The organism is Rhodoferax sp. OV413 (assembly GCF_945881795.1).
In the GTDB taxonomy this organism is placed as follows: domain Bacteria; phylum Pseudomonadota; class Gammaproteobacteria; order Burkholderiales; family Burkholderiaceae_C; genus Allorhodoferax.
Genome location: NZ_CAMCVG010000070.1, coordinates 1 through 11,341, shown reverse-complemented (window position 1 = coordinate 11,341; position 11,341 = coordinate 1). Strand labels below are relative to the sequence as shown.

Here is an 11,341-nt window from a genome sequence, read left to right as displayed (position 1 = left end):
CAATGGTGTCGGCCACCAGTCGCAGCACGGCAGGGTGCAGCGGGTCGTACAAATGCGCCACCGACTCGTCGGCGCGGTCGATGGCCAGGGTGTACTGGATCAGGTCGTTGGTACCAATCGACAGAAAGTCGAAGTACTTCAAAAACAACTGCAGGCTCAGGGCGGCGGCGGGAATTTCAATCATTGCGCCGATGTCTACCGAACCAAAGGCCACGCCTCGGCGGTCGAGCTGGGCGCGTGCCTGGTCTACATGGGATAGGGTCTGGCGGATTTCGCTGGCGTGTGCCAGCATCGGAATGAGTAATCGCACCTTGCCGTGGGCGGCGGCCCGCAGGATGGCACGCAGCTGGGTGAGAAACATGGCGGGGTCGGCCAGGCTCCATCGGATAGCGCGCAGGCCGAGCGCGGGGTTGAGGTGGGCATCGTCGCGAACCGACTCATCCAGGGGCTTGTCTGCGCCCACATCGACCGTGCGGATGGTGACCGGCAGGCCCTTCATGTCTTCGACGGCCTTGCGGTAGGCCTGGTATTGCTCCTCTTCGTCGGGGAGCTTGCCGTGGCGACCCATGAACAGGAACTCGCTGCGAAACAGCCCCACCCCCAGCGCGCCCGCCTGCAGGGCGGCATGGGCGTCTTCGGGCAATTCGATATTGGCCAGCAGTTGGACTTTTTCGTCGTCCATGGTGATGGCCGGCGTGTGCAACAGGCGCTGCAGGCGGCCGCGCTCGAGCTCGCCCTGGCGCTGCTTGAATCCGTACTCAGCCAGGATGATGGGCGAGGGGTCCACGATGACCACCCCCGCATCGCCATCAATGATCACCCAGTCGTCCTGGCGCACCAGTTGGCTGCAAGTGCGTGCGCCCACCACCGCAGGAATGTCCATGCTGCGCGCCACGATGGCGGTGTGCGAGGTCTTGCCGCCCACATCGGTGATGAATCCGGCAAACACGCTCTGCTTGAACTGCAGCATGTCAGCAGGAGAGAGGTCATGCGCAATCAGCACTAGCGGCACGTCGACCGTGTCGCCGAGCAGCAGATCCTGCTGCGCCGCCTTACGCCCGCCGCGCTTGGTCTGCGGGACCACCGGTGACTGGCTTCCCTTCATCGCGCGCAGTACGCGTTCGCAGATCTGCTCCAAGTCCGCCTTGCGCTCGCGCAAGTAGGCGTCTTCCATCTCGTCGAATTGGCGGGCAATCACCTCCAGCTGGGTGGTCAGTGCCCATTCGGCGTTGTACAGGCGCTCGGTGATCCAGTGCTTGACGCCACTCACCAGCTCATCGTCCTGCAGCAGCATCAGGTGCACATCGAGCAGGGCGGCAAGCTCGCCGGGCGCCTCTTTGGGCCCCATCCGGCTGATGCTGGTCTGCAGCCGGTGTATTTCTTCAATCACCGCATCGCGCCCGGCCCGCACACGGGCGATTTCATCGTCTACCGCCTCGGGCTTGATGAAGTAGTGGGCCACATCCACCCGGCTGGAGGCGACCAGCACTGCGCGCCCGATGGCAACGCCGCGGGAGATCGCCAGACCGTGGATGGAAAAAGTCATTGGCCCTCGCCGAATTTATCGTTGATCAAAGCCAGCAGAGCGTCCATCGCCTCCTGCTCTTGGGCGCCGTCGGTTTCCAGCGTTACCTCTGCCCCGATGCCGGCGGCCAGCATCATGACGCCCATGATGCTCTTGGCATTCACCCGGCGCTCGCCGCGTGACATCCAGACCTCGCAGGGAAAGCTGCCCGCCAGTTTGGTGAGTTTGGCCGAAGCCCGCGCGTGCAGGCCCAGTTTATTGACTATGGTCGCTCGGGTGCTGATCATGGGTTTTGCGGTGTTGGTTTTGGGGCGCGGTCACTGCGACTTGCATGATGCTCTGGGTGCCGCCGGCCATGGCGCGGGTCACCAGAACATCGAGCAACTCACTGCGGTAATTGACGATACGCAACAGCATAGGCAGGTTCACCCCCGCCAGCAACTTCGAATGCTGGCCGTCCACCACCTTTTGGGCCACATTGCAGGGGGTTGCGCCAAACACATCGGTGAGCACCAGCGCTTGCGGCGCATCGAGATTGTTCAGTAGCGACAAGGCATCGGCCCGTGTTTGCTCGGGGTCCTGGGCGGGCGGTACGTCCAGCGCGAGCAAGCCGTCCGCCGCATCCGGAAACACATGGAGCACGCAATCGCGAAGGGCACTGGCCAGGGGTGCGTGAGCGATGATGAGGATGCCGGTGTTCATACAGGTTCGCGGCTGATTATGTCGTCTTTGCTCTGCGGGCCGCGAGGTAGGAGGCCACGCAGGTCAGGCCATAAATCCCGAAAGCCGCCTGCAGCGCGGCAGGCTCTGCCCAGCCCGCCAGACGGAAGGCGTCCACCAGCAAGCCGATGCCCCACTGCACCGCAAACACGCCGGCAAAAATCACCAGGTTGTAAGCCGACAGGGCGCGGCCTGCCAGCTCCGCAGGAAACGCCATGCCCACCGCCGGCTGGGCCAGCGCCGCCACCGTGCAGGCCACGGAAAATAAGGCAAACAGCACTGCAGTGCTTGCAGGATAAGCGTCACCAGCTCCTATTAGCATAGCAAACAGCACAAAACTCAGTGGCATCCAGTGGCGGATGATGGCCTCGGCGGCGTAGCCCTTGCGGGCCAGCCAAGGGTTGGCCATACCCCAGAGCCAGTAGGCCACCAGCATCGCCAGATTCAGCCAGAACAATCCGCTTGCCGCCTCCGCTGCCGTGTATCCGGCGACCTTGGTCATCCACGGGCCGGCCCACAAGGTCTGCATGGCGACCAGACCGCCATAGTTAAAAAATCCCAATGGCACCAGCGCCCTGAAATAGGGGTTGCGCAAAACCTGCGCATAGCCGGCGGGCGGCGCAGGAGTAGCCATCTCCGAAGGCATCGCCGGCCGTTCCCATGCCGGCACGACCCACGCAATCACCACCATGCTCAGAGCAACCAGCGCGGCCAGCAGCACAAAGATTCCGCGCCACCCGAGAACCGGCATGAGCCACTGCACCGGCAGGGTCGAGGCGACCATACCGAATGCACCCACCATCAGCATCCATGAATTCGCCCGCATCAGTTGCTCAGGGGCGTACCAGCGCCGGTAGCCGGTGAGTGGCGCCATCAGGCAGGCGCACACGCCCACACCGCACAGAATCCGGGCCAGCAGCAGGCCGGTGAAGCCATCCGCGCTGGCGAAAGCCAGGCAGCCCGCCAGCGCAGCAACCAGAAATGCCAGTTCCACTTTGCGGGGGCCGTGGCCGTCCAGCCAGCGGCCCAGCGGCAACTGCATGGCGGCAAAGCCCAGGAAATACCCGCCCGCCAGCAGACCCAGATCGGCTGAGCTCAGCTCGAACTCGGCCACGAGAGTGGGTGCAAGGGTCGCCGTGATTGCGCGGATGAGGGCGGAGAGAAAGTACGCCAGCGCAAAGGCAGCAAAAACCGCAATGGCCGCGTTGCGCGTGAGTTGTTTCATGGAATCTGGAGGTCTTCGAGGAAGGGGTGTGTCATGGTGTCGTTCAATTGTTCAGCATAGACCGCGAGGTGGTACACCCGACCCTCTCTCACCAGCCACGTTAGTTGCGCTTGCGTCGGCTTGCCGTCGGGATTTTTGCCGCTGGCCTGTAGCGTTGCATGTGCGCTCGCCCACGGCGGTATCCGGATGCTGGTGGGCTTCACATCGGTGGCCTTCAATGCGGCAAGGGCCTGGATTTTCCAGGCCGCCATCACGCGGCCAGCCGCAGCGGCGTTGTTGGTCTCTACACGGCTCACCGCGAATAGCGCACCGTCCGCCTGGCATCCGGCCATTTCAAGGCTTACCGCCTCCCCGGCCAGGGATACAGTGCGGGTGGCTTGATCGGGCTTGCAGGGCAATTGCGCCCGCAACTCCTGCACCTGGACCTGTCGCCAATTGAGCGCAGGTGTGCAGGCAGCCATGAGTATCACGCTGGCCGCAAGGGCAAGAACGCCCAGCCGACGCGCGCGCGGGGCGGGGCTTAGGAGGGTTTTGCGCACCGGCTGGGGCCCGGGCGCTGCAGCTGGGAAAGCACTAAACTGGCGACTGTCCATTGGGAATTCCTGTTTATGAAGAAACAACTAAGCCTGTTCGCCATCGTTTTGGCTTGCGTTCTGGGTGCTGCAGCGCTGCTGATGGGGAGCTCACAGCAAGCGCCCGCCTCCACCTTCACCCTGCTCGATGGTAGCCAGAAACAGACGGCTGACTTGCGCGGCAAAGTCACCTTTGTGAATTTCTGGGCTACCAGTTGCACCACCTGCGTGGCCGAGATGCCGCAGATGGTCGAGACGTTCGAGAAATACAAGAGCCGCGGCTACCTCACGGTGGCGGTTGCCATGGCTTACGACCCGCCGAGCTATGTCGTGAATTTTGCCGAAAGCCGCAAGCTCCCGTTTGATGTGGCGATTGACAACACTGGCGCTGTAGCCCAGGCCTGGGGCGATGTCAGGCTGACGCCGACCAGCTTCCTGGTCGACAAAAACGGCACCATCGTCAAGCGCTACGTGGGTCAGCCGGATTTTGCCGAGCTGCACCGCTTGATCGAGAAGTTGCTCGCCGCTAGCTAGCGCTTTAGTCGCGTTCGTCTGCCTGCCATGTCCTCCGTGCGTCCCGCTGCAAGCCGCATTCTTGAGGCTTCCTCTGGGTTGGAGCTGGAAGTCACGCGAGTATTGTTTCGGGAATACGCGGGCGGGGTCAGTGTGGACCTTGGCTTCCAGAATTTCGACGAGGAACTGGCACAGTTGCCCGGCATCTACGAAGCGTCCCGCGGGAGCTTGTTGCTGGCACAGGTGGGCGGCTTATGGGCGGGCTGTTGCGCGCTGCGCCCCTTGGACTCGGTGGACTATCCCAACGCGGCAGAAATGAAGAGGCTGTATGTGCGCCCGGGCTTCCGGCGTGCGGGGGTGGGTCGATTGCTCACAGAAGCCATTCTGGAGGCGGCCCGGGTTCGTGCTTACGACTGTGTTTTACTTGACACGCTGGACGACATGGAGAGTGCCAGGGCGCTGTACCAAGAGCTGGGTTTTGAGGAAGTGCCGCCCTACTACTTCAACCCGATTGCGGGTGCACATTACCTCAGGGTTTCACTGTAAGCGGGCGGCGCCCTCCCAGGCGCACATCCCACTACAGCAGACTGTCGCGAAGTCGCTTAGGCTTTGGCTTGAGCCAACAGGGTGGCCGCGTCGCTCACCTCGAACTTTCCAACTTCTTCCACATTCAAGGCCACGACCTTACCGTCTTTGACCAGCATGGAGTAGCGGTTGCTGCGCAGGCCCATACCCCGGGCGGTCAGGTCCAGCGTCAAGCCGGTGGCGCTGGCGAAGGCGGCGCTACCGTCACCCAGCATGCGCACTTTTGTGCCTGTCTTCTGCTCACGCGCCCATGCGCCCATTACAAACGCGTCGTTCACACTGACGCACCAGATTTCATCTACCCCAGCGGCTTTGAAAGCCTCTGCGTTTTCCACATAGCCAGGCACATGCTTGACCGAGCAAGTAGGCGTGAAGGCACCGGGCAACGCAAACAGGGCAATGGTTTTGCCGGCTGTTTCTTTTGCGACGTCGACAGCGTTGGGCCCGATACTGCAGCCTTCGCCCTCAACTTCTGAATATTCCATGAGGGTGGTTGCGGGCAGTGTGTCGCCAATTTGAATCATGCTTGCTCCTTAGATGGGTTGGGTTTGCCAATGAAAACGGCCCACAATTGTGGGCCGCTTTACTGTAACCGCGTTGGGTTGGTCGTAAAGACTTAAACCGCAACTGCCTTTTCAACCAAACGGGTTGCAACCCAGTTCTTGGTCTTCGAAATGGGCTTGCTCTCAGTGATCTCGATAACATCACCCAGTTTGTACTCGCCCTTTTCATCATGGGCGTGGTACTTGCTGGTTTTAGCAACGATCTTGCCGTAGAGCTCGTGCTTCACACGACGCTCGATCAACACGGTCACGGTCTTGGCACGCTTGTCGCTGACTACTTTGCCGATCAAGGTGCGCTTGAGGGATCTTTTGGCTTCCGTCATGTATCGCTCCTTATTTGGCGGATGGTTCAGCGCTTTGCTTCTCGACAAGAATGGTCTTGGCGCGAGCAATATCACGGCGCGCAATGCGCAGCAAAGCGGTGTTGTTGATTTGTTGGGTGGCTTTTTGCATACGAAGGCCAAAGTGGGCTTTTTGCAGCTCTTTGACTTCGTTTTGCAGGCCAGCAACGTCTTTTTGGCGCAGTTCAGCAGCTTTCGTCATATCGATATCTCCTGAATTACTGGCCGATCATGCGGCTGACAAAGGTGGTACGCAACGGCAGCTTGGCTGCAGCGAGGCGGAAAGCTTCGCGGGCGAGCTCTTCGGGTACACCGACGATTTCGAACACGATCTTGCCGGGCTGAATTTCAGCCACGTAGTACTCGGGGTTCCCTTTACCGTTACCCATACGCACTTCAGCAGGCTTTTGGGAAATCGGCTTATCAGGGAACACACGGATCCAGATGCGGCCGCCACGCTTAACGTGACGGGAAATTGCACGGCGTGCAGATTCAATCTGGCGGGCCGTTAGACGGCCACGGTCAGTGCACTTCAGACCGAAGTCACCGAATGCGACCGAGCTGCCTCGGGTCGCGATGCCGGTGTTACGGCCCTTCTGCTCTTTGCGGTATTTCCGGCGAGCGGGTTGCAACATGATTATTCTCCTTTACCGTCAGCTGCTGCAGCTGGCGCGGCGACTTTGCGAACGCGCTTAACGGCGGGTTTAGCATCAGCACCAAGTGCTTCTGCGGGTTTGTCGCTGCCATCGGCGGGAGCGGCATTGGTTCCTGCGGGGCGACGGGCGCCACGGGGGGCAGCGGCGGGTGGGCGCGCTCCTCCGCGGTCGTCACGACGGGGACCGCGTGGACGGCGCTCTTCTTCAGAGCGGGGCTCAACAGCCGCGGGGAGGTCGTTACGGCCCAAGGTGTCGCCTTTGTAGACCCACACCTTCACGCCGATGATCCCGTAGGTTGTCTTGGCTTCGGACGTTCCGTAATCGATGTCTGCACGCAGAGTGTGCAAAGGCACGCGGCCTTCGCGGTACCACTCGGTACGCGCAATTTCGATGCCGTTCAAGCGACCGGAGGACATGATCTTGATGCCCAGGGCACCCAAACGCATAGCGTTTTGCATGGCGCGCTTCATGGCACGGCGGAACATGATGCGCTTCTCGAGCTGCTGGGTGATGCTGTCAGCGATCAGCTTGGCATCGATTTCGGGCTTGCGCACTTCTTCGATGTTCACTGCCACTGGCACGCCCAATTGCTTGCCGAGATCGCGCTTCAAGTTCTCGATGTCTTCGCCCTTCTTGCCGATCACCACGCCCGGACGTGCCGAGAAAATAGTGATACGCGCGTTCTTGGCAGGGCGCTCAATCAGGATGCGTGATACCGAAGCGTTCTTCAGCTTTGCCTTCAGGTATTCACGCACCTTGATGTCTTCCGACAACATGCCGGCGAAATCTCGGTTGCTTGCGTACCAGCGAGAAGACCAATTACGGCTGATCGCCAAACGAAAGCCGGTTGGGTGGATTTTTTGTCCCATATCTTCCTGGCCTCTGTTAGTTTCCAACCGTCACGTACACATGGCACGTGGGTTTGCGGATTTGGTTGCCACGGCCTTTGGCGCGGGCAGTGAAACGACGCAGAGAAGCACCTTGCTCGACAAAGATGGTTTTCACCTTCAATTCATCGATGTCGGCGCCATCATTGTGCTCAGCGTTAGCAATGGCAGACTCCAGAACCTTCTTGATAATCACTGCAGCTTTTTTCTGTGTGAATTGCAAGATGTTCAGAGCTTGATCTACTTTCTTGCCACGGATCAGATCCGCGACCAGACGACCCTTGTCAACAGACAAGCGGACTCCACGAAGGGTTGCACGAGTTTCCATGGTCACCTCCTTATTTCTTTTGGACTTTTTTGTCCGCTGGATGGCCCTTGAAAGTACGTGTGAGTGCGAACTCACCCAACTTGTGGCCAACCATTTGATCGGTGATATAGACAGGCACGTGCTGCTTGCCGTTGTGCACGGCGATGGTCAAGCCGATGAACTCGGGCAGGATCATGGAGCGACGGGACCAAGTCTTAATCGGCTTCTTGTCCTTGGTTGCCACGGCCTTTTCGGTCTTGGCAATCAGGTGGTGGTCGACGAATGGACCTTTTTTCAGTGAACGAGTCATTTACCTACCCCTTACTTCTTGCGACGCGACACGATCATGACCTGCGTGCGCTTGTTGTTACGGGTACGGTAGCCCTTGGTCAGATTACCCCAAGGATCGACTGCATGACGGCCTTCACCGGTCTTACCTTCACCACCGCCATGGGGGTGATCAACCGGGTTCATCACCACACCTCGAACGGTCGGGCGAATACCCATCCAACGCTTCACACCGGCCTTGCCCAACTGGCGCAGGCTGTGCTCTTCGTTGGCCACTTGACCGATGGTCGCGCGGCAGTCGATATGAATCCTGCGGACTTCACCGGAGCGCACACGCACTTGAGCGTAGGTGCCTTCACGAGCCAGCAAGGTCGCCGATGTACCGGCTGAGCGGATGATTTGTGCACCCTTGCCGACTTGCAATTCCACGCAGTGGATGATGGAACCCACGGGGATATTGCGGATAGGCAATGTGTTACCCACACGGATGGGGGCTTCGGAACCATTTTGGATGGTTGCACCTACCTCAAGACCGCGGGGAGCAATGATGTACTTCCGTTCACCGTCTGCGTAGCACACCAATGCGATGTGTGCGGAACGGTTGGGGTCGTACTCGATGCGCTCCACTTTCGCAGGGATTCCGTCCTTGTTACGGACGAAGTCCACCACGCGGTAATGGTGCTTATGGCCACCACCCTTGTGACGGGTCGTGATGTGGCCATTGTTGTTACGGCCGGCTTGTTGGAATTGGGGCTCCAACAGTGCAGCGTGAGGGGCACCCTTGTGCAGGTGGTCACGCGAAATCTTCACCACGCCACGACGGCCTGGGGAAGTTGGTTTCATTTTGATAACAGCCATGATTACGCAGCCTCCCCGCCGAGGTTCAGCTCTTGACCGGGCTTCAGGGTCACATAGGCTTTGCGAACATTGTCGCGACGGCCCACAGACTTACCGAAACGCTTGGTCTTGCCCTTGGTATTCACCACAGAGACGCCATTCACTTCTACCTTGAACATCAATTCCACAGCGGCCTTGATTTCAAACTTGGTAGCGTCCTGCAGCACCTTGAAAGTCACAGCATTGCTTTTCTCGGCAACCATAGTGGCCTTTTCGGACACGATGGGAGCAACAAGCACTTGCATCAAACGACCTTCATCGAATTTGGTCAGATTGGGTCCGTGGCTCATGCGAACATCTCCTTGAGTGTGTCCATGGCAGCCTTGGTCACCAGCACCTTACGGTAGTGAACCAGCGACAGCGGATCAGCATAGCGAGGCTCGACCACCAGAACATTCACCAGGTTGCGGGAGGCCAGGTACAAGTTTTCGTCGACTTCGTCGGCAATCACCAGCACGGATTCCAGATTCATGGCTTTGAATTTGGCTGCCAAGAGCTTGGTTTTAGGAGATTCCACTTTGAGGGAGTCCACCACAGCCAAACGACCTTCGCGCACCAACTGAGAGAGAATCGACGCCATACCTGCGCGATACATCTTCTTGTTGATCTTTTGACCGAAGTTTTCATCGGGCATGTTCGGGAAAATACGACCGCCGCCACGCCACAGGGGGGAAGATGTCATACCTGCGCGAGCGCGACCGGTTCCCTTTTGCTTGAAAGGCTTCTTGGTGCTGTGCTTGACTTGTTCACGGTCTTTTTGAGCACGTGTACCTTGACGGGCGTTGGCTTGAAAGGCCACAACCACCTGGTGCACCAGATCTTCGTTGTAAGCACGTCCAAACACAGACTCTGGCGCATCGTATTGCGACGTCGCCTGGCCTTGTTCGTTTAGGAGTTCGACTTGCATCAGTTCGCTCCTTGCGCAGGTTTGGCCTTGACGGCCGGACGCACGGTCACAAAACCGCCCTTAGATCCGGGAATAGCGCCCTTAATCAGCAACAGTTGGCGCGCTTCATCAACACGGATGACGTCGAGGTTTTGCGTTGTCACGGTGGCATCACCCAAGTGGCCAGTCATGCGCTTGCCGGGGAAAACGCGACCGGGATCCTGGGCCATACCGATAGAGCCTGGCACATTGTGCGACCGGCTGTTACCGTGGGACGCGCGCTGCGACGACATGTTGTGGCGCTTGATGGTGCCGGCGTAACCTTTACCAATCGAAGTACCCTGCACATCGACCTTTTGACCAACCGAGAAGACATCAGCAACAGGCACGGTTACGCCTGCTGCGTATTTCGCGGCAGATTCAGCAGTCACGCGGAATTCTTGAATGATTTCGCCGGCTTCGACGCCAGCTTTGGCCAGATGGCCAGCGACAGGCTTGGTGATACGCGACGCTTTACGCGCACCAAACGTGACCTGCAAGGCCACGTAGCCGTCGTTCTCTTGGGTTTTGACCTGCGTCACCCGATTGTTAGACACGTCGACCACGGTGACGGGAACTGCATCCCCATCGTCCGTGAACAGACGCATCATGCCAACCTTGCGACCCAGCAACCCTAAGTGATTGCTAAGACTCATTGTTTTCTCCGTAACTCCCACCGTAGCAACTTCAATTGGCTACTACGTTTTTACGCGGGAGACTGTTAATAAAACCCCGCCAGTGCCTTTGCGGCTATCAAGCAGAGCCAGCGAGTATAGCGCGAGGGCTTGCATCACGCAAGCCCTCTGCCCACTCACTTTGGGTGGCCCCCGCAATCACCGGGGGCTGGTTGCATTACTGCAACTTGATTTCGACGTCCACGCCTGCGGGCAGGTCGAGCTTCATCAATGCGTCCACTGTTTTGTCAGTGGGGTCCACGATGTCCATAAGACGTTGGTGGGTCCGGATTTCGAACTGGTCACGGCTGGCCTTGTTGACGTGAGGGGAGCGCAAGATGTCGAAGCGCTTCATGCGTGTCGGCAACGGCACGGGGCCTTTGACGATCGCGCCGGTGCGCTTGGCGGTATCAACGATTTCAGCCGCCGATTGATCGATTAACTTGTAGTCAAACGCCTTCAGGCGGATGCGAATTTTTTGTTTGGATGCCATCGTAATTCCTTAGTATCTGAATTACGCGATGATTTTGGCAACCACGCCAGCGCCCACGGTACGGCCGCCTTCGCGAATAGCGAAACGCAGGCCTTCTTCCATGGCGATGGGGTTGATCAATTTCACGGTGATGGAGACGTTGTCACCAGGCATCACCATTTCCTTGCCTT

At 59.1% G+C, this 11,341-nt stretch carries 19 protein-coding genes and 1 pseudogene; 2 read left to right on the top strand and 18 right to left on the bottom strand.

Annotated features, from left to right (window positions below; translation table 11 throughout):
- From ptsP to Q0O05_RS09225, 5 genes are all read right to left on the bottom strand, one after another.
- A partial coding sequence (ptsP, locus tag Q0O05_RS09245; protein ID WP_293662355.1) for a phosphoenolpyruvate--protein phosphotransferase occupies window positions 1–1,546 on the bottom strand: 1,546 nt, incomplete at its 3' end.
- Entirely contained in the window at window positions 1,543–1,812 is a 270-nt protein-coding gene (locus tag Q0O05_RS09240) for an HPr family phosphocarrier protein (RefSeq protein ID WP_293662353.1), read from the bottom strand. The genes Q0O05_RS09240 and ptsP, both read right to left, overlap by 4 nt.
- Window positions 1,781–2,227, bottom strand: coding sequence for a PTS fructose transporter subunit IIA (locus tag Q0O05_RS09235; RefSeq protein WP_293662351.1), 447 nt, complete (start codon window positions 2,225–2,227; stop codon window positions 1,781–1,783). Before Q0O05_RS09235 ends, Q0O05_RS09240 begins: the two co-directional genes overlap by 32 nt.
- A 16-nt stretch (window positions 2,228–2,243) precedes the next feature.
- Window positions 2,244–3,470 carry an MFS transporter gene (locus Q0O05_RS09230; protein ID WP_293662349.1) on the bottom strand — a complete coding sequence of 409 codons (1,227 nt, stop codon included), beginning with the start codon at window positions 3,468–3,470 and terminating at the stop codon, window positions 2,244–2,246.
- Window positions 3,467–4,063: a hypothetical protein gene (locus Q0O05_RS09225; protein ID WP_293662348.1), complete on the bottom strand. Its 597-nt coding sequence runs from the start codon at window positions 4,061–4,063 to the stop codon at window positions 3,467–3,469. Before Q0O05_RS09225 ends, Q0O05_RS09230 begins: the two co-directional genes overlap by 4 nt.
- 15 nt (window positions 4,064–4,078) lie before the next feature.
- On the opposite strand from Q0O05_RS09225, the gene Q0O05_RS09220 reads away from it, so the two are divergent.
- A complete protein-coding gene (locus Q0O05_RS09220) occupies window positions 4,079–4,576 on the top strand; it encodes a TlpA disulfide reductase family protein (protein WP_293662346.1) in 498 nt (165 codons plus the stop codon).
- A gap of 27 nt (window positions 4,577–4,603) precedes the next feature.
- Window positions 4,604–5,101, top strand: coding sequence for a GNAT family N-acetyltransferase (locus tag Q0O05_RS09215; protein ID WP_293662344.1), 498 nt, complete (start codon window positions 4,604–4,606; stop codon window positions 5,099–5,101).
- Between the two features lie 56 nt (window positions 5,102–5,157).
- On the opposite strand, the gene Q0O05_RS09210 is transcribed toward Q0O05_RS09215, so the two are convergent.
- From Q0O05_RS09210 to Q0O05_RS09150, 13 genes and pseudogenes are all read right to left on the bottom strand, one after another.
- Window positions 5,158–5,664, bottom strand: coding sequence for a peroxiredoxin (locus tag Q0O05_RS09210; protein WP_293662342.1), 507 nt, complete (start codon window positions 5,662–5,664; stop codon window positions 5,158–5,160).
- A 92-nt stretch (window positions 5,665–5,756) separates the two neighbouring features.
- A complete protein-coding gene (rpsQ, locus tag Q0O05_RS09205) occupies window positions 5,757–6,026 on the bottom strand; it encodes a 30S ribosomal protein S17 (RefSeq protein ID WP_293662340.1) in 270 nt (89 codons plus the stop codon).
- A 10-nt stretch (window positions 6,027–6,036) separates the two neighbouring features.
- Window positions 6,037–6,246 (bottom strand): 50S ribosomal protein L29, encoded by a 210-nt coding sequence (rpmC, locus tag Q0O05_RS09200; protein ID WP_293662338.1) that lies wholly within the window; start codon window positions 6,244–6,246, stop codon window positions 6,037–6,039.
- 16 nt (window positions 6,247–6,262) lie between these two features.
- On the bottom strand, window positions 6,263–6,679 hold the full coding sequence (rplP, locus tag Q0O05_RS09195; protein ID WP_056178832.1) for a 50S ribosomal protein L16: 417 nt from the start codon (window positions 6,677–6,679) through the stop codon (window positions 6,263–6,265).
- 2 nt (window positions 6,680–6,681) lie between these two features.
- Window positions 6,682–7,569, bottom strand: coding sequence for a 30S ribosomal protein S3 (gene rpsC, locus Q0O05_RS09190; RefSeq protein WP_293662335.1), 888 nt, complete (start codon window positions 7,567–7,569; stop codon window positions 6,682–6,684).
- Between the two features lie 16 nt (window positions 7,570–7,585).
- Window positions 7,586–7,915 (bottom strand): 50S ribosomal protein L22, encoded by a 330-nt coding sequence (rplV, locus tag Q0O05_RS09185; protein ID WP_293662334.1) that lies wholly within the window; start codon window positions 7,913–7,915, stop codon window positions 7,586–7,588.
- Window positions 7,916–7,925: 10 nt separating this feature from the next.
- Window positions 7,926–8,204: a 30S ribosomal protein S19 gene (gene rpsS, locus Q0O05_RS09180; protein ID WP_087495489.1), complete on the bottom strand. Its 279-nt coding sequence runs from the start codon at window positions 8,202–8,204 to the stop codon at window positions 7,926–7,928.
- 11 nt (window positions 8,205–8,215) lie between these two features.
- The gene (gene rplB / locus Q0O05_RS09175) at window positions 8,216–9,040 is read right to left on the bottom strand and encodes a 50S ribosomal protein L2 (RefSeq protein ID WP_293662329.1); all 825 of its coding nucleotides are present in this window, start codon (window positions 9,038–9,040) and stop codon (window positions 8,216–8,218) included.
- Window positions 9,041–9,042: 2 nt separating this feature from the next.
- Complete coding sequence (gene rplW / locus Q0O05_RS09170; RefSeq protein WP_293662327.1) at window positions 9,043–9,369, bottom strand: 50S ribosomal protein L23; 327 nt, start codon at window positions 9,367–9,369, stop codon at window positions 9,043–9,045.
- Window positions 9,366–9,986: a 50S ribosomal protein L4 gene (rplD, locus tag Q0O05_RS09165; protein ID WP_293662325.1), complete on the bottom strand. Its 621-nt coding sequence runs from the start codon at window positions 9,984–9,986 to the stop codon at window positions 9,366–9,368. The genes rplW and rplD overlap by 4 nt, the downstream gene beginning before the upstream one ends.
- The gene (rplC, locus tag Q0O05_RS09160; protein ID WP_293662323.1) at window positions 9,986–10,660 is read right to left on the bottom strand and encodes a 50S ribosomal protein L3; all 675 of its coding nucleotides are present in this window, start codon (window positions 10,658–10,660) and stop codon (window positions 9,986–9,988) included. The genes rplD and rplC overlap by 1 nt, the downstream gene beginning before the upstream one ends.
- A 196-nt stretch (window positions 10,661–10,856) precedes the next feature.
- Entirely contained in the window at window positions 10,857–11,171 is a 315-nt protein-coding gene (gene rpsJ / locus Q0O05_RS09155; RefSeq protein WP_293662322.1) for a 30S ribosomal protein S10, read from the bottom strand.
- A 21-nt stretch (window positions 11,172–11,192) separates the two neighbouring features.
- Window positions 11,193–11,341, bottom strand: a pseudogene (locus Q0O05_RS09150) (elongation factor Tu); the annotation flags it as partial.

What these genes read in the sequence shown, in the direction of transcription:
- Q0O05_RS09240 (WP_293662353.1), bottom strand. Translation starts at nt 1,812, where the DNA reads ATGATCAGCACCCGAGCGACCATAGTCAATAAACTGGGCCTGCACGCG.
- Q0O05_RS09235 (WP_293662351.1), bottom strand. Translation starts at nt 2,227, where the DNA reads ATGAACACCGGCATCCTCATCATCGCTCACGCACCCCTGGCCAGTGCC.
- Q0O05_RS09230 (WP_293662349.1), bottom strand. Translation starts at nt 3,470, where the DNA reads ATGAAACAACTCACGCGCAACGCGGCCATTGCGGTTTTTGCTGCCTTT.
- Q0O05_RS09225 (WP_293662348.1), bottom strand. Translation starts at nt 4,063, where the DNA reads ATGGACAGTCGCCAGTTTAGTGCTTTCCCAGCTGCAGCGCCCGGGCCC.
- Q0O05_RS09220 (WP_293662346.1), top strand. Translation starts at nt 4,079, where the DNA reads ATGAAGAAACAACTAAGCCTGTTCGCCATCGTTTTGGCTTGCGTTCTG.
- Q0O05_RS09215 (WP_293662344.1), top strand. Translation starts at nt 4,604, where the DNA reads ATGTCCTCCGTGCGTCCCGCTGCAAGCCGCATTCTTGAGGCTTCCTCT.
- Q0O05_RS09210 (WP_293662342.1), bottom strand. Translation starts at nt 5,664, where the DNA reads ATGATTCAAATTGGCGACACACTGCCCGCAACCACCCTCATGGAATAT.
- rpsQ (WP_293662340.1), bottom strand. Translation starts at nt 6,026, where the DNA reads ATGACGGAAGCCAAAAGATCCCTCAAGCGCACCTTGATCGGCAAAGTA.
- rpmC (WP_293662338.1), bottom strand. Translation starts at nt 6,246, where the DNA reads ATGACGAAAGCTGCTGAACTGCGCCAAAAAGACGTTGCTGGCCTGCAA.
- rplP (WP_056178832.1), bottom strand. Translation starts at nt 6,679, where the DNA reads ATGTTGCAACCCGCTCGCCGGAAATACCGCAAAGAGCAGAAGGGCCGT.
- rpsC (WP_293662335.1), bottom strand. Translation starts at nt 7,569, where the DNA reads ATGGGACAAAAAATCCACCCAACCGGCTTTCGTTTGGCGATCAGCCGT.
- rplV (WP_293662334.1), bottom strand. Translation starts at nt 7,915, where the DNA reads ATGGAAACTCGTGCAACCCTTCGTGGAGTCCGCTTGTCTGTTGACAAG.
- rpsS (WP_087495489.1), bottom strand. Translation starts at nt 8,204, where the DNA reads ATGACTCGTTCACTGAAAAAAGGTCCATTCGTCGACCACCACCTGATT.
- rplB (WP_293662329.1), bottom strand. Translation starts at nt 9,040, where the DNA reads ATGGCTGTTATCAAAATGAAACCAACTTCCCCAGGCCGTCGTGGCGTG.
- rplW (WP_293662327.1), bottom strand. Translation starts at nt 9,369, where the DNA reads ATGAGCCACGGACCCAATCTGACCAAATTCGATGAAGGTCGTTTGATG.
- rplD (WP_293662325.1), bottom strand. Translation starts at nt 9,986, where the DNA reads ATGCAAGTCGAACTCCTAAACGAACAAGGCCAGGCGACGTCGCAATAC.
- rplC (WP_293662323.1), bottom strand. Translation starts at nt 10,660, where the DNA reads ATGAGTCTTAGCAATCACTTAGGGTTGCTGGGTCGCAAGGTTGGCATG.
- rpsJ (WP_293662322.1), bottom strand. Translation starts at nt 11,171, where the DNA reads ATGGCATCCAAACAAAAAATTCGCATCCGCCTGAAGGCGTTTGACTAC.